Below are 18,699 nucleotides of genomic sequence, written 5' to 3'. Positions count from 1 at the left end.
CGTCATCCGCGGCGGATGACGGGCGCGCGGTCAGAAGATGTCGAACGTCTGCTCGGTGTCGTTCGCCTGATCCTGCGGCTCGGGCGGAGTCAATGCCTCCTCTTGCAGGCGCTGCAGGTCCTCGATCTTGATCCACTCCACCGGGCCGCTACTGCCAGGAGGCAGCAGCCGGCCGTCAGCGCCGACCACGACCTGCACCATTCCGGCGGGCGGATCCGGCAGCCGCGGCGGCTGGTCCTTCAGGGCCACCTGCATGTAGCTGATCCAGATCGGCAGGGCGGCCTTGCCGCCGTATTCGCGGTAGCCCAGAGACTGGAAGTCGTCGCGGCCGACCCAGACAGTGGTGACATACGGGCCACCGAAACCGGAGAACCACGCGTCGCGGTGATCGTTGGTGGAGCCGGTCTTGCCGCCCACATCGTCGCGTCCCAGCGCCCGCGCGGCGGTGGCGGTGCCGCGGCGAACCACGTCGCGCATCATCGACGCCAGCTGCCAGGCCACGCGTGGATCGATCGCGCGCGGTGCCAGCGGCTGCGCGGGCTGTTTCGGCATCGTGGATGCCGGCGCGGGGCTGGCGGCCTGCGCAGGAGGACGGGTGGCCGCCGGCGCGGCGGCGACCGGGCCGAGATCGAAGCCGTCCACCTTGCCGTCGCTGCCGGCCGGCTGCCCGGGCGCAGCGGGCGAAAGGCAGCTGGGGCAGGCGATGGCCGGCTGCTCCTGGAAGATGATCTTGCCGGCGCGGTCGCGCACGCTGTCGATCAGCCACGGTGTCACCAGATAGCCGCCATTGATGAAGGTGGTATAGCCGCGTGCGATCGATAGCGGGGTCAGCGAGGCGGTGCCCAGCGCCATCGACAGGTTGGGGGGCAGGCTGGCCTCGTCGAAGCCGAAGTGGCTGATGTAGCGCCGCGCGTAGTCCACTCCGATGGCATCCAGCAGGCGCACCGAGACGAGATTGCGCGACTGCACCAGGGCCTCGCGCAGGCGCATCGGACCGGCAAAGTCGCCGGTATCGTTTTGCGGCCGCCACTCGTGGCCCTTGCGATCCTTGAACACCACCGGCGCGTCGAGCACGACCGAGGCTGGGTTGAAGCCGCGCTCGAACGCCGCTGCGTACAGGAACGGCTTGAAGCTGGAGCCGGGCTGGCGGCGGGCCTGGGTGGCGCGGTTGAACTTGTTGCCGGCGAAGCTGTAGCCGCCCACCAGCGCGCGCAGCGCCCCGGTATCGGCATCCAGCGACACCAGCGCGGCCTGCGCTCGCGGGATCTGGTCGAGCTCCCACTGCGGCGATACGTCAGGTTTGTCCGCGGGCAGCCGGCGCACCCGTACCACGTCGCCGCGCTGGGCCAGGGCCGCCGCCGGCTTGCCGGTCCAGGCCAGCGCGCTGCCGGTCAACGCCAGCTCGCGGCCATCGGTCAGCACCACGCGCAGCGCCCCGCCGCCGTTGTCCACCACCACCGCCGGCAGCAGGCCGCCCTGGGCGGGGATGGCGCGCAGCAGTTGGCCGATCGCGCGCGGGTCGGCGCCGGCCGGGATCTGCACGCTCTGCTCCGGCTTGCGCCAGCCGTGGCGGCGGTCGTACACGCGCAGGCCGTCCACCACCGCGCGGTCGGCGGCGGCCTGCAGCACCGGATCGATCGTGGTGATCACGCGGTAGCCCTTGTTCAGCACGTCGCCGCCGAAGCGGTCCACCATCTGCTGGCGCACCATCTCGGCCACGTAAGGGGCATACACCTCGACCTTGGGCTCGTGCGGCGCGGCGTGCATCGGGACCTGGCGCGCCGCCTCCGCCTCGGCGCGGCTGACGAAGCCGAGCTCGGCCATGCGCGGCAGGATGTAGTTGTCGCGGCGCAACCGCGCGCGCTCGGGGTTGCTGATCGGGTTGCCGCTGGACGGAAACTTGGGGATGCCGGCCAGGGTCGCGGCCTCGTCGAGAGTGAGCTGGTCGAGCGTCTTGCCGTAGTAATACTCGGCGGCAGCAGCGATGCCGTAAGCGCGGTTGCCGAAGAAGCTCTTGTTGAGATAGAGCTGGAAAATCTCGTCCTTGCTCAGCTCGCGCTCCATCTTCATCGCCAGCAGCATCTCCGCGAACTTGCGCCGGAAGCTGTATTCCGAGCTCAGGAAGAACTGTTTGGCCACCTGCTGGGTGATGGTGGAGCCGCCTGGGACGCGCTCTTGTCCGCCGGTCTTGATCAGCAGCCAGACCGCGCGGGCCACGCCCGTGAAATCCACGCCGTGGTGTTCGTAGAAGTTGGCGTCCTCGGCAGCCAGAAACGCCTGGCGCACCCGCAGCGGCACCTGCTCGATCCGCACCGGATAACGCCGCATCTCCCCGAACAGGCCGATCAGCCCACCGTTTCGGGCATACACATAGAGCGGCTCCTGGAGCTCGACATTGCGCAGGGTTTGCACGTCGGGCAGGCGCGCATTGACGGCGTACGCCATCACGCCGAGCACTCCGGCGCCCAGCAGGCCAATGGCGAGGACGGCCAGCAGCAGCCAGCGCAGCAGGCGGGGAAGGCGGAGCATGGGGATCGGGATTCCGGTTGCGGCAAACGAGGCTGCGCAGTATATGATGGAGCCGTTGGTATCCACTGGCCCACGGGGGGCTGGTCCGCAGACGACGCTGGCGTCGGTGCGGCCGAGCGGGGCAGAAGATGGCGGATGCACGCGGGCGATGCCGCAAGGCTTGCCTTGGGGTGAAAACTCCGTTATTCATGTAGTACTGCACAAGGTGCGCGTAAGCGCCCGTGGGAAGGGGAGATGCCGTGAGGCTGGGGACGAAAACGCAAACGCCGCTGATCGGCGTGGACATCAGTTCGACTGCGGTCAAACTGCTGCAGCTATCGCGTACCGGTGACCGCTATCGGGTCGAACATTACGCGGTGGAGCCGCTGCCGCCGAACGCCGTGGTCGAGAAGAATCTGGTCGAGGTCGAGGCGGTTGGTGAGGCCATTCGGCGCGCCGTCGCGCGCTCCGGCACGCGGGTCAAGCATGCTGCCGCCGCGGTGTCGGGCTCCTCGGTGATCACCAAGGTCATCACCATGCCGGCGGCGCTGGACGAAGACGAGATGGAGTCCCAGATCCAGCTCGAGGCGGTCAACTACATCCCGTATCCGATCGAAGAGGTCAATCTCGACTTCGAAGTGCTCGGCCCGGTGCCTGGCAACAATGAAATGGTGCAGGTGCTGCTCGCGGCTTCGCGTTCGGAGAATGTGGAAATGCGGGCCTCGGCGCTCGAGTTGGGCGGCCTGGTGGCCAAGGTGATCGATGTCGAGGCCTTCTGCATCGAGAATGCCTTTGCGCTGATTGCGCCGACCCTGAACATCCCGCGCGATGGTCTGGTGGCGCTGGTCGATGTCGGCGCCACCATGACCACCCTCAACGTTCTGCGCGGGAATCGCAGCATCTACACCCGCGAGAACGTGTTCGGCGGCAAGCAGCTCACCGACGAGGTGATGCGCCGTTACAGCCTGAGCTATGAGGAGGCCGGCTTGGCCAAGCGCCGGGGCGGCCTGCCGGAAAGTTACGAGATCGAGGTGCTGGAGCCGTTCAAGGAGGCGATGGTCCAGCAGATCAGCCGTCTGCTCCAGTTCTTCTACGCCGGCAGTGAATTCAACCGGGTCGACCAGGTGGTGCTGGCCGGTGGCTGCGCTTCCATTCCCGGCGTCGCGGCGATGGTCGAGGAGCAGCTCGGCATTCCCAGCGTGGTAGCCAATCCGCTGGCGCAGATGACCCTGGGGCCGCGGGTCCAGGCCAACGCCCTGGCGCAGGACGCGCCCGCACTCATGATCGCCTGCGGGCTCGCACTCAGGAGCTTCGACTGATGGCACGCATCAATCTCCTCCCGTGGCGCGAAGAGCGCCGCAAGGCCCGGCAAAAAGAGTTCTACGGCATGCTCGGCCTGTCGGTGCTGGCCGGCGTCCTGCTGTCGATCCTGATCTACAGTCTCTATGGTGGCTGGATCGCCGGGCAGAACGCACGTAACGAGTACCTGCGCGGCGAGATCGCCAAGGTCGATGACCAGATCAAGGAAATCCAGGAACTGGACAAAAAGAAGGAAAAGCTGCTGAAGCGCAAGGAAGTCATCGAGCAGCTGCAGGCCAACCGCTCGCAGATGGTGCATCTGTTCGACTCGCTGGTGCGCACCATCCCGGACGGCGTGGCGCTGACCTCCATCAAGCAAGAAGGCGACATCCTCACCCTCAATGGGCGTTCGCAGTCGAATGCGCGGGTGTCCACCTACATGCGCAATCTGGAAGGCTCGGGCTGGATGACCAATCCCGACCTCAACGTGATCGAGGCCAAGGAGGGTAATCCGGCCCTGCCCTACGAGTTCACGCTCAAGGTGCGCCTGGCCAATCCCAGCGCGGTCAAGCAGGCGCAGCAGGAAGGGGCTGCCCAGCCAGGCGACGCGCCAGTCCAGAAGGCCCCTGCAGCCGCCCCCGCCACGCCTGCTGCCGGAGGGAATGCGTCGTGAGCACGAAGAAGAAAATCAATCTGCGCGAACTCGATCTCAACAACATCGGCAGCTGGCCGCGCGAGGCGCAGCTGGTGTTCTGCGGCCTGCTCGCGCTGGTGATCGTGGTGCTGGCCTGGTTCGTGGCCATCAGCGGCCAGCGTGATGAGCTCAAGCGGTTGGAGGCGCAGGAAGCCGACCTGCGCACCGAGTTCGAGAACAAGCAGGGACGCGCCGCCAATCTCGAGCCGCTCAAGCAGCAGCTGGCGCAGATGGAGCAGCAGCTGCAGCAGATGCTGCGGCAGTTGCCGAGCAAGACCGAGATGCCGGACCTGATCGTGGATATCTCGCAGACGGCCCTGGCCACCGGCATCCAGAACGATCTGTTCCAGCCGGGGCCGGAGACCAAGCAGGAGTTTTACGCCGAGAAGCCCATCATGCTGCGGATGGTGGGGACCTATCACCAGTTCGGCGCCTTCGTGAGCGGGGTGGCTTCGCTGCCGCGGGTGGTGATCATGACCATGCATGACATCTCCCTGCAGCCGAAGAACAAATCCAATCCGAATGCACGCATCGGCCCCAATACGCCGCTGGAGCTTGCGGGTACGGTGAAGACCTACCGCTATCTGGACGAGGACGAGGCGGCCGAGGCCCAGGCAGACGCCGGCGAGAGCGGCGACAAGAAGGGAGGCAAGTGAGCATGCGCACGTCTATGCTTCGTCGCGTCACTGGCGCGGTCGCCCTGCTGGTTGCGCTGTCGCTGACCGCCTGCGGCGGCAGCCGCGGGGATCTCGAAAAGTGGGTCGCCGAGGTCAAGGCCAGGCCGGCGCCGCCGCTGGAGCCGCTGCCGACCATACAGCAGTTCGAGACGTTCGAATACACCGCGCAGGATCTGCGCGATCCGTTCGACCAGACGTTCAGCGGAGAGGGCGCCGGCGGCCCGCGCCCGGATCCGGCGCGGCCCAAGCAGACGCTGGAGATGTTTTCGCTGGACAGCCTGAAGATGGTGGGGACGCTCGGTAGCGGCAAGAACCTGGTGGCGCTGGTGATGGCGCCCGACAAGGTCACCTACCGCGTGAAACCCGGCGACTACATGGGGCAAAGCGATGGCCGGGTGACCGGCGTGTTCGAAGACCGGATTGAACTGGTCGAACTGGTACCGGATGGCGCGGGCGGCTGGTTGGAACGCCCCGCCAAGATGGCGCTCGACAATTGATTGGGGACTAGACAGATGACTTTCACCAACGCCAAGCAAATGCAGCCTGTCCGGCGCCACCTGCCCACGAGGGCCCTTGCCGTTGCCGTTGCGCTCGGTCTGGCCGCGGTCGGCGCAGGCACCGCCTCGTCGCCGGTGCGTGCGGCCGGCATCGGTCAGACCGCGACCGGTGGCATGGCCGACCCGGCCAAGCGCGCGCCAGACGCCGTCACCGTGTCCGCGATCGATTTCAAGCGTGGCGATGGCGGCTCCGGCAAGCTGATCCTGCGCTTCTCCGGCAATGGTGCCGCTCCCGACCTGCGCACCACGGGCTCCAACGTGGTGATCGATATCGGCAACGCCCTGCTGCCGGCCTCGCTGCAGCGTCCGATCGATGTGGTGGACTTCGCCACCCCGGTGCAACGGGTCGAGGCGCATGCCACCAGCAGCGGGGCGCAGCTGGTACTGGGCACCAAGGGCCTGTTCGAGTCGATGGCCTATCAGAGCGGCAATGAGTACATCGTCGAGATCGTGCCGCGCGCGAATCCGGTTGCCGCCGCCACGGCCGGCGCCGGCAAGGCGATGGGCGCGGTCAGCAGCGGGGATGCCGCCAGCAGCACCACGGGCGTGCGCTACAGCGGCAAGCCGGTCACCTTCAACTTCCAGGACGTACCGGTGCGCACCGTCCTGCAACTGATCGCCGAAGAGTCCAACCTCAACATCGTCGCGGCCGATACCGTGCAGGGCAATGTCACCCTGCGCCTGGTGAACGTGCCTTGGGATCAAGCGCTGGATCTCGTGCTGCAGGCCAAATCCTTGGACAAGCGCCGCAATGGCAACGTGGTGTGGGTGGCGCCGCAGAAGGAGATCGCGGACTTCGAGCAGGCCAAGGAAGACGCCCGCATCAGCCTCGAGGAGCGTGCCGAGAAAGTCACCGAATACATCCCGGTCAACTACGCCAATGCCGAGGACATCGCCCGTCTGCTCACCGAGGAGAGCAAGGGCAACCAGCAGGGCGTCCAGCAGGGGCAAGGCGCGCTCGACCGCGGCTTCCTGTCCGGTCGCGGCAGCATCAGCTTCGACAAGCGCACCAACACCCTGCTGGTGATCGATATTCCACAGCGGGTGGCGAACATCAAGAAGCTGGTGCAGGAGCTGGACAAACCGGTCGATCAGGTGGTGATCGAGGCCCGCATCGTGATCGCCAACGAGAACGTGGCGCGTGAGTTGGGCGCCAAGTTCGGTATCACCGGCACCGGCAACAACAACAAGATCTTCTATAGCAGCAGCGTCGCCAACAACATCGCCAACCAGAACGCGATCATCAACGCCGCGCTGGCCAACAGCACCACGCCGCCGCCCAGCCCGCCGGCGGTGCCCACCATCACCCGTGGCCTCAACTGGAACATGCCGGCCGTGTTGCAGAACCCGGGTGGCTCGCTTGCCCTGTCGATCCTCAACGCCGGTTATGCGCTGGACGTGGAGCTGTCGGCGATCCAGGAGCAGGGCCGCGCCGAGGTGATCTCCAACCCGCGCGTGGTGACCAGCAACCAGAAGGAAGCCACCATCCGGCAGGGTAAGGAAGTCGGTTACCTGACCGTGTCCGGTGGCCAGGGCGGCAACGTCCCGACCGTGCAGTTCAAGGAAGCGCTGCTGGAGCTGAAGGTCACCCCGACCATCACCAACGATGGCCGTGTGTTCCTCAACATGGGCGTGAAGAAGGACGAGCTGGACGGCTTCATCGACCTGGGCAACTACGGCCGAGTGCCGCAGATCGCCCGCCGCGAGGTCAACACCGCCGTGCTGGTGGACGACGGGCAGACCGTGGTGATCGGTGGCGTGTACGAGTTCAACGACTCCACCGATATCTCCAAGGTGCCATTCCTTGGGGATATCCCGATCGTCGGCAACCTGTTCAAGAACAAGAGCCGTTCCAAGACCAAGGCGGAGCTGTTGATCTTCGTCACCCCGAAGGTCATGCGCGTCGCCCAGCGCTGAGACGCTGGCGATATCGGAAAACGGGAGCCCTGCGGCTCCCGTTTTCGTTTGTGCGGCAGTCGCATGGATGAACCTTTGCCGCATCGCGTGGTCCAATCGCCACCCACACACGCCCCGCCTATGGATACCGCACACGCGCCCTCGTCGTCCCTGCATGCCCGGTTTCTGCAGCTGCAGCAGGCCTTGCAGCAGGACATCATCGGCCAGGCCGCCCTGGTCGAACGCCTGCTGATCGCGCTGCTGGCGGATGGCCATCTGCTGGTGGAAGGCGCGCCAGGGCTGGCCAAGACCACCGCGATCCGGGCGCTGGCGGCGCACTTGGAAGCGGATTTCGCGCGCGTGCAGTTCACCCCTGATCTGCTACCGGCCGATCTCACCGGAACCGAGGTCTGGCACCCGCAGGACGGAAAGTTCGAGTTCCAGCCAGGGCCGATCTTCCATTCCCTGCTGTTGGCGGATGAGATCAACCGCGCCCCGGCCAAGGTGCAGTCGGCGCTGCTGGAGGCGATGGGCGAGCGTCAGGTGACCGTGGGCCGGCACACGTACCCGCTGCCGCCGCTGTTTTTGGTCATGGCCACCCAAAACCCGATCGAGCAGGAGGGGACGTTTCCGCTGCCGGAAGCCCAACTCGACCGCTTCTTGATGTACGTGCGGATCGGCTATCCACAGGCGGCGACCGAAACCGAGATCCTGCGCCTGGCGCGCCAGCGCGCGCGTGGCGCCCTGCAGGGCGCGGCGGTTTCGCCGGCGCTGGCATCGCGCATCACGCAGCAGGAAGTATTCGCGGCGCGCGAGGCGGTGCTCGATCTGCATCTGGCACCTGCGCTGGAGCGTTATCTGGTTGAGTTGGTGCTGGCCTCGCGCGATCCCGGCCGCTACGACTCCGCGCTGGCGCGCCGGATCGCCTGGGGCGCGAGTCCGCGCGGCTCGATCGCGCTGGAGCGCTGCGCGCGCGCGCGCGCCTGGCTGGCCGGGCGCGATTTCGTCACCCCCGAGGACGTGCGCGCGGTCGCGCCCGACGTGCTGCGGCACCGGGTGCTGCCCAGTTTCGAGGCCACCGCGGAAGGCTGGGACGGCGCGCGGCTGGTGGAGGAACTGCTGCAGCGGGTGCCGCTGCCGTAAGCCGATGGAGGCACGCGCGACCATGCACAGGAGCGCTCAGGCGACAGAGGGCGAAACAGGCATCGCCCCACGGTTGCCCGAACTGCTGGCCCTGCGCGCGCGGGTGCAGGGCCGACGGCCGTCGCGGCGCGGGGCGCATGGCGTGCAGGGGCACGCCCTGTCCACCCTGCGCGGGCGCGGAATGGAATATGCCGAATCGCGCGAATACAGCCCCGGCGACGATGCCCGCCATATCGACTGGCGACTCACCGCGCGCAGCGGAAAGGCGCATACCAAGCTGTTCCAGGCCGAGCGCGAGCGCCTCACCTTGCTGGTGGCGGATACCTCGCCGCTGCTGTATTTCGGCACGCGGGTGCGCTTCAAGTCGGTGCAGGCGGCACGCGCGGGGGCGCTGATGGCATGGCTGGCGCTGCGCGACGGCGATCGCGTGGCGGCCCTGCGTGGGAGTCTGCAGGAGGGGCCGGTGCCGCCGGCGGCAGGCATGCGCGGCGTGCTGCGCGTGCTGGATGCCCTGGTGCGCTGGTACGCGCGGTCGCCGCAGGACGATGCCGGGCTGGCGGCGGCGCTGGAGCATGCGCGCCGGCTGCTGCGGCCCGGCGCGCGCGTGCTGGTGCTGGCAGAGCCGGCCAGCGTGCTTGCGGTGCCGCCGTCGCTGTGGACGGCGCTTGCGCAGTTCGAATCCCTCGTGCTGCTGTTGACTGATCCGCTGGAGCAATCACCGCCGGCACGCACGCTGACGTTCGCTCCGGCGCGCGATCGGCGCCTGACGCTGGCGTTCGATGACAAGGAGGTGCGCCGACGCTGGCAGGATGCCTTCGCGCAGCCGCTGGCGCAGGCGCAAGCGCAGCTGCAGGGCGCTGGCGTGCGCGCGCTGGCGCTCGCGGGCGATGCGCCCAGCGATGCGTGGCTGCCGCTGCTGGATGCGCCCAGGCAGCGGAGGTGGCGATGAGTCCGCAGACGCCACTGCCGCTGCGCGATGTGCATCCCGGGCTGGCGCCGCCGTGGTGGCCGCCGGCACCTGGCTGGTGGTGGCTGCTCGGCGGGACGCTGCTGGTGCTGCTCGTGCTCGCGGCGTGGCGCGGATGGCGCGCCCGGAAAGAGCGTCACTGGCGGGCATATTTCGAGCAGACGCTGCGGCAGGCCCCGACCGCCGCCGCCCAGGTGGCGGAGATTTCGGCGTTGCTGCGGCGCGCAGCGCGCCGGATCGATCCCCAGGCCGATCGCTTGCAGGGTGAGGACTGGCTGCGCTTGCTGGACTCCGGCTGGAAGGTGCCGGCGTTCGCCGCAGGGCCGGGAGAGCTGCTGCTCGAAGGCATGTACCGGCGGGAGATCGATCCGGCTGCGCTGGAGGCGCTGCGGAGTCTGGCGCGGCGTCGCTTCGTGCAGTGGATGACGGCGACATGAGCGAAGGCGGGCTGTCGGATTTGACGTTCGCCTGGCCGTGGCTGCTGCTGGCCGCGCCGCTGCCGCTGTTGGCGCGCCTGCTGTGGCCACCGCGTGCGGCGACCGGCGCGGCGCTGCGGGTGCCGTGGGGCGCGCGCCTGGGTCGGATCGCCGCCGGCGTTTCGGCAGTCAGGTCCGCCCGTGCCGCGCTCTGGCTGGCGTGGCTGGCGTGGGTCCTGCTGTGCGTGGCCGCGGCGCGCCCACAGCAATGGGGGCCGCCGGTGCTGCCGCCACAGCGTGCGCGCGGCATGATGGTGGCGCTGGATCTGTCCGGCAGCATGGGCGAGCAGGATATGCAGCTGGGCGGGCAGCAGGTGGATCGTCTGACCGCGGCGCGCGCGGTGCTCGCGGATTTTCTGCATCGCCGCAGCGGAGACCGGGTCGGCTTGATCGTGTTCGGAGATCGCGCCTATGTGCTGGCACCGCTGACGGCGGATCTGGCCAGCGTGCGCCAGCAGCTGGGCGATGCGGTGCTGGGCTTGGCCGGGCGCGGCACCGCGCTGGGCGACGCGATCGCGTTGGCGGTCAAACGGCTGCAGCAGGTCCCGGCAGCGGAGCGCGTGCTGATCGTGCTCACCGACGGGGTCAATACCGCCGGGGTGCTGGAGCCCGAAAAGGCGGCGCGGATCGCGCGTGATGCCGGGGTGCGCATCCACACCATTGCCTTCGGCGGGGATGGCGATACGCTCTCGGTATTCGGCATCCGGCTGCCCTTGGGTGCGGGAGATGACGTGGACGAAGCCGGGTTGGCGCGCATCGCGCGGTTGACCGGCGGCCACTTCTTCCGCGCGCGCGCCACCGACGAGTTGGCTGGCATCTATGCGCAGATCGATCGCCTGGAGCCGGTTGCGCAGGCCGGGCAGGCGGTGCGGCCGCGGATCGAGCGCTATCCCCTGCCGCTGGCGGCGGCGCTGGGGGTGGGGCTGCTGGCGGTGTTCTGGGCGCGGAGGCGGGGATGAACGCGCCGCTGACCTTGCTGGGCACGCTGCATGTCCTGCGCCCGTGGTGGCTGTTGGGGCTGGTGGTGCTGCCGGTGCTGGCGGTCTGGCTGCGTCGCGCCGAGCGCCGTGGTGATGCCTGGCAGGAGGCGGTGGATCCGCATCTGCTGCCGCATCTGCTGGAAGGTGCCACCGGCGCGCGCCGCGCTTGGGCAGAGTGGCTGGGGTTGCTGGGGCTGGCCCTGGCGCTGCTGGCGCTGGCCGGGCCGAGTACCGGCAAGCGCGCGCAGCCGCTGTGGCAGAGCCGGCAGCCGCTGGTGGTGGCGCTCGACTTGTCGTCGGCGATGCTGGCGCGCGACCTGCCGCCGAGCCGGCTGGTGCAGGCGCGGGCCAAGCTGGCCACACTGCTGCGCGAGCGCAGCGGCGGCGAGGTCGCGCTGGTGGTGTTCGCGCAGGATGCCTACACGGTGGCGCCGCTGACCGACGACGCCGCAAACGTCGCCCTGTTCCTCGATGCGCTGTCCCCGGACGTGATGCCTGCCGACGGCCAGCAGCCCGCGCGCGCGATCGCTTGGTCGCAGCGGCTGCTGCAGCAGGCCGGCTTCGCCTACGGCGATATCCTCCTGCTCACCGACCATGCCGACGCCGCCGCGCTGGCGGCCGCCGCGCAGGCGCATGCGGCCGGCTATGCCGTCTCCGCGCTGGGCGTGGGCCGCGCGCAGGGCGGCGTCTTTGCGGGGACGGGCGGGCTCGCGCAGGCGCGGCTGGATGCGGCTTCGCTGCAGGCGCTGGCCGCGGCCGGCGGTGGCCGCTACCAGGCGATCACCGCGGACGATACCGACCTGCGCGCGCTGGGCGTGCTGCAGCCGCGGTCGGCCGAAGGCCTGGCATCGGGGCAGGCGGCGCAGATCTGGCGCGACGATGGCTACTGGCTGCTGCCGCTGGTGCTGCTGTGCGTGCTGCCGCTGTTCCGGCGCGGGGTGCTCGCCCTGCTGCTGGTGGTGGCCGCCGTTGGATCCGCGCCTCCGGCCACGGCGCAGGCCGCGTTGCCGCCGCCTGTCGCCGCGCAGGCCCCACGCGGCACCCTATGGCAACGCGCCGATCAGGTGGCATATGCGCGCCGGCTGCAGGGGGTGGCGGCCTACCGGCGCGGCGACTACGCCGCCGCCATCGCGCATTTCTCGGGCCTGCCCGATGCCGACAGCCAGTACGACCTCGGCAACGCGCTGGCCCAGGCGGGGCGCTACGACGAGGCGATCGCCGCGTACGACCGCGCGCTGCGCCTGCGCCCCGGCATGCCGGATGCGATCTACAACCGCAAGCGGGTGGAGGAGGCCCGACAGCGGACGTCGCCGCCTCCTTCTGCCTCGTCTTCGTCCGGCAACGCCGCGCCGCCGCGCGCCGGCAGCGGCCAGCCGCCGCCCGGGCAGGCTGCGAAAAAAGGAGGGGACGAGAGCCGCACGGACGCGGCGGGCAGGGGCGGCGTGCCTCCGTCGCCGTCTGCACGGAACCGCCCCGGAGCGCAGACAGCAGCCGGCAGGCCACCGGATGATGCTCGGCCGTCGCCATCGCAGCCATCGCCAGAACAGGCGCGTGCGCAAGCGCGGGCCGATGCCGCGCTGCGGTCGCGCATGCAGCAGGCGCTGCAGGGCCGCCCGGCCGGGGCCGCGCCGGTGCAGGGTGCGCCGGCGCCGCGTGCGGAGACTGCCGAAGAACGCGAGCGCCGCCTGGCCAATCAGGCGTGGCTGCAGCGGGTGCCGGACGACCCGGGCGCGCTGCTGCGCGCGCGCCTGCAGCTGGAGGCCCGGCACCGGGCCGAGGCGGGCGGGCCGTGATCCGGCGCTTCGCCATTGGCCTGCTGGCGCTGCTGGCGTGGGTCGCGCTGCCGGCCGCGGCGCAGACCCGCGCCTGGCTGGATCGCGATGAGATCAGCCTGGGCGAGACGGTGGTGCTGAACATCGCCACCGACCAGGCCGTGGACCAGATCGACGATGCCCCGCTGCGCGCACAGTTCGAACTGGGGGGACAGAGCGTGCGCCGCCAGTTCGAATGGGTGAACGGGCAGACCCGCCGCCAGACCATTTTTTCGGTGGGGCTGCGGCCGCGCGGCGCGGGCACCTGGACGGTGCCGGCGCTGCGGGTGGGCCAGGCCAGCACCGCGCCGCTGCGGCTGGTGGTGCGCGCGCCCACCGTGCAGCCGGCCACGCCGGACTCGGACGTGTTCGTGGAAACCACGGTCGATACCGAGCATCCCTACGTGCAGCAGACCGTGGGCGTCACCGTGCGGCTGAACTACGCCATCCCGCTGCTGTCCGGCCAGCTCGATCTGGAGCCGCCGGCTGGCGCCAGCCTGCAGCGGGTGGGCGAGGACATCAGCTATCAGCGCATGCTCGGTGGCCGCCGCTACCAGGTGCTGGAGCGGCGCTACCTGTTGGTGCCGGAGCGCAGCGGCCCGCTGCTGCTGCCCGGCGCGCGCCTGAACGCGATCCGTGGCGCCGGATTCACCGGCCCGCTGTTCGAGGACGACCGCACGCCGGTGGCCGCCGCGGCCCCGGCGCGGCTGCTGCAAGTGCGGCCAATCCCGGCGGATGCACCCTCGCCGTGGCTGCCGCTGCATGCGCTGCAGCTGCGCTACCTGCGCGCGCCGACCCAGGCCTTCGCCGGCGCGGCGACGAATGTCGAGGTGGAACTGGAGGCGGATGGCGCCACCGCCGCGCAGGCGCCGGCGCTCGCCTGGCCGGCCACGCCGGGGGTGCAGGTGTTCCCGGAGCCGGCGCAGGTGCAGGAGCGTTTCGTCGATGGACGGCCGCGGGTCAGCGTGCGCCAGGTGTTTGCGCTGGTGCCGCAGCAGCCGGGCGCGCTGTCGCTGCCGGGGCCGCGGGTGGCGTGGTGGGATGCCGAGCATGGCCTGCGGCGGGTGACGGCATTGCCGCCGCTATCGCTGCAGGTGGCGCCGGGGCTGGCCAGCACGGGCGCACCGGCGCCTGCCGCTGCTGCGCCCGCGCCGGCGCCAGCGATAGCGCGGCCGCTGCCTGCGGCGCCGGCTGTGGCGGGGGCCCGGGAGGAGCGAACGTTCTGGCTGTGGCTGGGAGTGCTGACGCTGGCGCTGCTGGCGATCGGCCTGGCCGGTTGGCGGCTGCGCAGGCCGAGTCCCGCTGCGCAGGTTTCCGCGCCGCGTCCAGCCGCGCCGGAGCTGCCGGCGGCGCTCGCCAGCGGCGATCTGGCGGCGATCGCGCGCGCCCTGTCCGCAGAAGTTGGGGCGGCGGGTGAGGATCTGGACGCAGTCTGCGCGCGTCTGGAGAGTCCGGAGCAGGTGCGGGCCGTGCGCGCCCTGCAGGCCGCGCGCTGGGGCGGTGGCGCGCCGGAGGCCGCGCTACAGGCCCTGCGCCAGGCCTTCGCCAAAGGTCCGCGCTGGCGCGCGGCGGCGCGGGCGACGGCAGATGATGCGTTGCCGCCGCTCTACCCGGAGCCACGCTGAGGCTTTGCTAAGCTGCAGGCTCTGCCTTTTTGTGAGCTTCCCATGCACACGACCGATTCCACGCCCGTCGCGTCTGCCAAGGGCCTGCCGTTGCATCTGAAAGTCGGCATCGGCTTCCTGCTCGGCACCCTGCTGGGGCTGGCGGTGCACGTGGTCGCGCCCGGCGCCGGCTGGGTGAGCGACGTGATCCAGTACGCTGCGCGCCCGTTCGGCACGATCTTCCTCAACCTGCTGTTCATGATGGTGGTGCCGCTGATCTTCTCGGCGCTGGTGCTGGGCGTGGCCGAGCTGGGCGATGTCGCCAGCCTGGGCCGGCTGGGCTGGCGCACGCTGGTCTATACCGCGGTGGTCACCGGGATCGCGGTGCTGATCGGGCTGGTGATGGCCAACCTGCTGCAGCCGGGGACGCACATGGACCCGGCGCTGGTGGAGCAGGCACTGAGCAGCAACGCGGCGAAGACCGGCGCCATCGTCGAGAAGGGCCGCGAGCTGCACATCGTCGACATCATCGTCGACATCGTCCCGCACAACATCGTCGGCGCCATGGGCGACGACAGCAAGAAGCTGGGCATCGTGTTCTTCGCGCTGATGTTCGGCATCGGCCTGGTGATGCGGCCCACTCCCGGCACCCAGGCGTTCAAGAACACCCTGCATGGGCTGTTCGAGGTGTGCATGCACCTGATCGGGATGTTCGTGAAGCTCGCGCCCTATGCGGTGGCCTGCTTCATGTTCATCCTGTGCGCGCAGCTGGGCTGGGATGTGCTGGTCGGGCTAGGCTGGTTCGTGGTCACGGTGGTGCTGGCGCTGGCCATCCACGGGTTCGTGGTGCTGCCGCTGTGGGTGAAGTTCATGGGCGGGATGGGCATCCGCGAGTTCTTCCGCGGCTCCCAGGAAGCCTCGCTGACCGCGTTCGCCACCGCGTCCTCGGCGGCCACGCTGCCGGTGACGCTGCGCGTGGCCGAGGAGAACCTGAAGCTGCCGCGCAAGATCAGCCGCTTCGTGCTGACCGTGGGCGCCTCGGCCAGCCATCACGGCTCGGCGTTGTTCGAGGGCATCACCATCCTGTTCCTGGCGCAGGTCTATGGCATGCACCTGCCGCTGGGCGAGCAGGCGCTGGTGCTGGTGCTGTGCATCCTCGGCGGCATCGGCACTGCTAGCATCCCGTCCGGCTCGCTGCCGGTGATCGCGATGATCTGCGGCATCGTGGGCCTCAAGCCCGAGGGTATCGGCATCATCCTGGGCGTGAACACGTTCCTCGACATGTGTCGCACCTCGCTGAACGTGACCGGCGATCTGGCGATGGCGGTGGTGGTGGCCAATCGCAGCGGTGAGAGCGAGCTGGGCGATTCCGCGGCGGAGAAGCTGGACGACATCGTGCGCTGAGGCCTGCACGGCGCTGGCGGGCCCGCCGCGCGACAGCGCCCCGTCCGGGATGGGACAATAGGCATTCCCTACGATTCGCCTTCCGCCATGACGACGCCCAGCCGCCGCGATCTCGCCAACGCCATCCGTTTCCTCGCCATCGACGCAGTGCAGGCCGCCAACTCCGGCCACCCGGGCATGCCGATGGGCATGGCCGACATTGCCGAGGTGTTGTGGAATGACTATCTGAAAGTGAACCCGGCCAATCCCGGCTGGGTGGATCGCGATCGCTTCGTATTGTCCAACGGGCACGGCTCGATGCTGCAGTATGCGCTGCTGCATCTGGCCGGCTTCGACCTGCCGATCGAGGAACTCAAGCGCTTCCGCCAGCTGGGCAGCCGCACTCCGGGGCATCCGGAGAACCATGTCACCCCGGGGGTGGAGACCACCACCGGCCCGCTGGGGCAGGGTCTGGCCAATGCGGTCGGCTTCGCGCTGGCGGAAAAGCTGCTGGCGCAGCGCTACAACCGCGATGGGCATACCATCGTCGATCATCGCACCTGGGTGTTCCTGGGCGACGGCTGCCTGATGGAAGGCATCTCGCATGAGGCCGCCTCGCTGGCCGGCACCTGGGGCCTGCACAAGCTGATCGCGTTCTGGGACGACAACCACATCAGCATCGATGGCGACACCGTCGGCTGGTTCACCGACGACACCCCGAAGCGTTTCGAGGCCTACGGCTGGAACGTGATCCGCGGAGTGGACGGGCACGACCCGGTGGAGATCAAGACCGCCATCGAGACCGCGCTGAAGTCCGAGGGCAGGCCGACCCTGATCTGCTGCCGCACCACGATCGGCTTTGGTTCGCCGAACAAGGCCGGCAAGGAGTCCAGCCACGGCGCGCCGCTGGGCAAGGACGAGGTCGCCGCCACCCGCCAGGCGCTGGGCTGGCCGCACGCGCCGTTCGAGATCCCGGCCGAGATCTATGCCGGCTGGCGGCGGCGCGACCGCGCCGCCGCCGAAGCCGACTGGAACGCCCGTTTCGCCGCCTACAAGGCCGCGTATCCGGAGGCGGCGGCCGAGTTCGAGCGCCGCCTGTCCGGCGCGCTACCGGCCGGGTTCGCCGCCGCGGCCGATGCCTTCATCGCCCGCACCGCACAGGAGGGGCCTTCCATCGCCAGCCGCAAGGCTTCGCAGAACGCGATCGAAGCCTTCGCGCCGTTGCTGCCGGAGCTGGTCGGCGGCTCGGCGGATCTGGCCCATTCCAATCTGACGCTCTGGAAGGGCTGCCAATCAGTGACCCGCATGGATCCCGACGCCCGCTATGTCTATTACGGCGTGCGCGAGTTTGGCATGAGCGCGATCAGCAACGGCCTGGCCCTGCACGGCGGGTTCATTCCATTCGATGCCACCTTCCTGGTGTTTTCCGATTACGCCCGCAACGCAGTGCGTATGAGCGCATTGATGGGGGTCCGCGCGATCCACGTCTATACCCACGACTCGATCGGTCTGGGCGAGGATGGCCCCACCCATCAGCCGGTGGAGCACCTGGCTTCGCTGCGCCAGATCCCGAACAACGACGTCTGGCGTCCGTGCGATGCGGTGGAATCGGCGGTGGCCTGGAAAATGGCGATTGCCCGCACCGACGGTCCGTCCTGCCTGGTATTCAGCCGTCAGATCCTGCCACACCAGACGCGCAGCGAGGCGCAGCTGGCCGCGATCGCGCGCGGCGGCTACGTGCTGAAGGACAGCGTGGGCGCGCCGGAGCTCATCCTCATCGCCACCGGCAGCGAGGTCGGGCTGGCGATGCAGGCCGCGCAGCAGCTGGGCGACCACGTGCGCGTGGTGTCGATGCCCTCGACCACCGTGTTCGAGCGCCAGGACGCGGCCTACCGCGAATCGGTGTTGCCCAAGGCCTGCCGCAGGCGGGTGGCGGTGGAAGCCGGCATCACCGGATTCTGGCGCCAGTACGTGGGCCTGGACGGCGCGGTGGTGGGCATCGACAGCTTCGGCGCCAGCGCCCCGGCGGAGGCCTTGTTCCCGCACTTCGGCATCACCGTCGAGCACATCGTCGCGGCGGCGCGCGCGCTGTGACCGGGTCGGGTTCAGCGTGAGCCGCTCACGCCCGCGCGATGCTTGACTCATGGCAACGTCAAATGTGAGGAGCGATGCGATGCGAGTGATCATGACCGCGCTGTTGGCCCTGTGGCTGAGCCTGCCGGCGCTGGCCGCCGGTCCGGTCGGAGTGCAGGTGCAGGCCCCGTGGATGCGCGCCACTCCGCCGGGCGCGCGCGTGGCCGGCGGGTTCGCCATCCTGGTCAATCCCGGCGATCAGGCCGACCGCCTGCTGCGGGTGGAAAGCCCCGAGGCGGCGCGGGTGGAACTGCACGAAACCTTCGCCGACGGCGGAGTGATGCGCATGCGTGCCCTGCCGGACGGCCTGACCGTGCCGGCGCACGGGCAGGTGGAGCTCAAGCCCGGCAGTTATCACCTGATGTTCATCCAGCCGCGGCAGGCGCTGATGCCGGGGATGCAGGTGCCGGCTACGCTGGTGTTCGAGCGCGCTGGTGCGGTTCCGGTGAGTTTCCAGGTGCGTGCCTTGGGGGCGCGCTGAGCGGGCGGGTTTTGCCGGGGGTGAAATGCCTCTTGCGCGCGGGATGAGGCGTTTTTCGGCGCATCATCGTGCGCTCGAATGAAAAATCCG

General features: G+C 69.5%; 15 protein-coding genes. 14 read left to right on the top strand and 1 reads right to left on the bottom strand.

The genetic code is table 11. The features are described from left to right. Positions 1 to 30: 30 nt before the first annotated feature. Positions 31 to 2,529 (bottom strand): penicillin-binding protein 1A, encoded by a 2,499-nt coding sequence (locus tag ML342_RS09745; RefSeq protein WP_240126852.1) that lies wholly within the window; start codon positions 2,527 to 2,529, stop codon positions 31 to 33. A 239-nt stretch (positions 2,530 to 2,768) separates the two neighbouring features. Between ML342_RS09745 and ML342_RS09740 the strand changes: the two genes are divergently transcribed. From ML342_RS09740 to ML342_RS09675, 14 genes are all read left to right on the top strand, one after another. Further along, the gene (locus ML342_RS09740; RefSeq protein ID WP_240126851.1) at positions 2,769 to 3,827 is read left to right on the top strand and encodes a type IV pilus assembly protein PilM; all 1,059 of its coding nucleotides are present in this window, start codon (positions 2,769 to 2,771) and stop codon (positions 3,825 to 3,827) included. Continuing rightward, positions 3,827 to 4,480, top strand: coding sequence for a PilN domain-containing protein (locus ML342_RS09735; RefSeq protein ID WP_338065002.1), 654 nt, complete (start codon positions 3,827 to 3,829; stop codon positions 4,478 to 4,480). Before ML342_RS09740 ends, ML342_RS09735 begins: the two co-directional genes overlap by 1 nt. Further along, positions 4,477 to 5,157, top strand: coding sequence for a type IV pilus inner membrane component PilO (locus ML342_RS09730; RefSeq protein ID WP_240126850.1), 681 nt, complete (start codon positions 4,477 to 4,479; stop codon positions 5,155 to 5,157). Before ML342_RS09735 ends, ML342_RS09730 begins: the two co-directional genes overlap by 4 nt. Positions 5,158 to 5,159: 2 nt before the next feature. Beyond that, on the top strand, positions 5,160 to 5,675 hold the full coding sequence (locus tag ML342_RS09725) for a pilus assembly protein PilP (RefSeq protein WP_240126849.1): 516 nt from the start codon (positions 5,160 to 5,162) through the stop codon (positions 5,673 to 5,675). A 15-nt stretch (positions 5,676 to 5,690) separates the two neighbouring features. Beyond that, a complete protein-coding gene (locus ML342_RS09720; protein ID WP_240126848.1) occupies positions 5,691 to 7,652 on the top strand; it encodes a type IV pilus secretin PilQ in 1,962 nt (653 codons plus the stop codon). A gap of 120 nt (positions 7,653 to 7,772) precedes the next feature. Beyond that, positions 7,773 to 8,774 carry an AAA family ATPase gene (locus ML342_RS09715; protein WP_240126847.1) on the top strand — a complete coding sequence of 334 codons (1,002 nt, stop codon included), beginning with the start codon at positions 7,773 to 7,775 and terminating at the stop codon, positions 8,772 to 8,774. A 22-nt stretch (positions 8,775 to 8,796) separates the two neighbouring features. Further along, on the top strand, positions 8,797 to 9,723 hold the full coding sequence (locus tag ML342_RS09710; protein WP_240126846.1) for a DUF58 domain-containing protein: 927 nt from the start codon (positions 8,797 to 8,799) through the stop codon (positions 9,721 to 9,723). Next, positions 9,720 to 10,178, top strand: coding sequence for a DUF4381 family protein (locus ML342_RS09705; protein ID WP_240126845.1), 459 nt, complete (start codon positions 9,720 to 9,722; stop codon positions 10,176 to 10,178). The genes ML342_RS09710 and ML342_RS09705 overlap by 4 nt, the downstream gene beginning before the upstream one ends. Next, a complete protein-coding gene (locus tag ML342_RS09700) occupies positions 10,175 to 11,176 on the top strand; it encodes a vWA domain-containing protein (protein WP_240126844.1) in 1,002 nt (333 codons plus the stop codon). Before ML342_RS09705 ends, ML342_RS09700 begins: the two co-directional genes overlap by 4 nt. Beyond that, positions 11,173 to 12,990 (top strand): VWA domain-containing protein, encoded by a 1,818-nt coding sequence (locus ML342_RS09695; protein WP_240126843.1) that lies wholly within the window; start codon positions 11,173 to 11,175, stop codon positions 12,988 to 12,990. Before ML342_RS09700 ends, ML342_RS09695 begins: the two co-directional genes overlap by 4 nt. Next, a complete protein-coding gene (locus ML342_RS09690; protein WP_240126842.1) occupies positions 12,987 to 14,633 on the top strand; it encodes a BatD family protein in 1,647 nt (548 codons plus the stop codon). Before ML342_RS09695 ends, ML342_RS09690 begins: the two co-directional genes overlap by 4 nt. A gap of 42 nt (positions 14,634 to 14,675) precedes the next feature. Then, positions 14,676 to 16,016 (top strand): dicarboxylate/amino acid:cation symporter, encoded by a 1,341-nt coding sequence (locus ML342_RS09685; protein WP_240126841.1) that lies wholly within the window; start codon positions 14,676 to 14,678, stop codon positions 16,014 to 16,016. A gap of 87 nt (positions 16,017 to 16,103) precedes the next feature. Beyond that, a complete protein-coding gene (gene tkt, locus ML342_RS09680; RefSeq protein WP_240126840.1) occupies positions 16,104 to 18,089 on the top strand; it encodes a transketolase in 1,986 nt (661 codons plus the stop codon). A 79-nt stretch (positions 18,090 to 18,168) separates the two neighbouring features. Further along, on the top strand, positions 18,169 to 18,609 hold the full coding sequence (locus tag ML342_RS09675; RefSeq protein ID WP_240126839.1) for a copper chaperone PCu(A)C: 441 nt from the start codon (positions 18,169 to 18,171) through the stop codon (positions 18,607 to 18,609). Positions 18,610 to 18,699 lie beyond the last annotated feature (90 nt).

This window comes from Thermomonas alba (assembly GCF_022419205.1).
Taxonomy (GTDB): Bacteria; Pseudomonadota; Gammaproteobacteria; order Xanthomonadales; family Xanthomonadaceae; genus Thermomonas; species Thermomonas alba.
This window is presented reverse-complemented; position numbering and strand designations above follow the sequence as displayed.

Excerpts from the sequence above, each read along its gene's own strand:
- ML342_RS09695 (WP_240126843.1), top strand. The coding sequence starts at position 11,173 with ATGAACGCGCCGCTGACCTTGCTGGGCACGCTGCATGTCCTGCGCCCG.
- ML342_RS09675 (WP_240126839.1), top strand. The coding sequence starts at position 18,169 with ATGCGAGTGATCATGACCGCGCTGTTGGCCCTGTGGCTGAGCCTGCCG.
- ML342_RS09685 (WP_240126841.1), top strand. The coding sequence starts at position 14,676 with ATGCACACGACCGATTCCACGCCCGTCGCGTCTGCCAAGGGCCTGCCG.
- tkt (WP_240126840.1), top strand. The coding sequence starts at position 16,104 with ATGACGACGCCCAGCCGCCGCGATCTCGCCAACGCCATCCGTTTCCTC.
- ML342_RS09745 (WP_240126852.1), bottom strand. The coding sequence starts at position 2,529 with ATGCTCCGCCTTCCCCGCCTGCTGCGCTGGCTGCTGCTGGCCGTCCTC.
- ML342_RS09715 (WP_240126847.1), top strand. The coding sequence starts at position 7,773 with ATGGATACCGCACACGCGCCCTCGTCGTCCCTGCATGCCCGGTTTCTG.
- ML342_RS09725 (WP_240126849.1), top strand. The coding sequence starts at position 5,160 with ATGCGCACGTCTATGCTTCGTCGCGTCACTGGCGCGGTCGCCCTGCTG.
- ML342_RS09700 (WP_240126844.1), top strand. The coding sequence starts at position 10,175 with ATGAGCGAAGGCGGGCTGTCGGATTTGACGTTCGCCTGGCCGTGGCTG.
- ML342_RS09735 (WP_338065002.1), top strand. The coding sequence starts at position 3,827 with ATGGCACGCATCAATCTCCTCCCGTGGCGCGAAGAGCGCCGCAAGGCC.
- ML342_RS09720 (WP_240126848.1), top strand. The coding sequence starts at position 5,691 with ATGACTTTCACCAACGCCAAGCAAATGCAGCCTGTCCGGCGCCACCTG.
- ML342_RS09705 (WP_240126845.1), top strand. The coding sequence starts at position 9,720 with ATGAGTCCGCAGACGCCACTGCCGCTGCGCGATGTGCATCCCGGGCTG.
- ML342_RS09710 (WP_240126846.1), top strand. The coding sequence starts at position 8,797 with ATGCACAGGAGCGCTCAGGCGACAGAGGGCGAAACAGGCATCGCCCCA.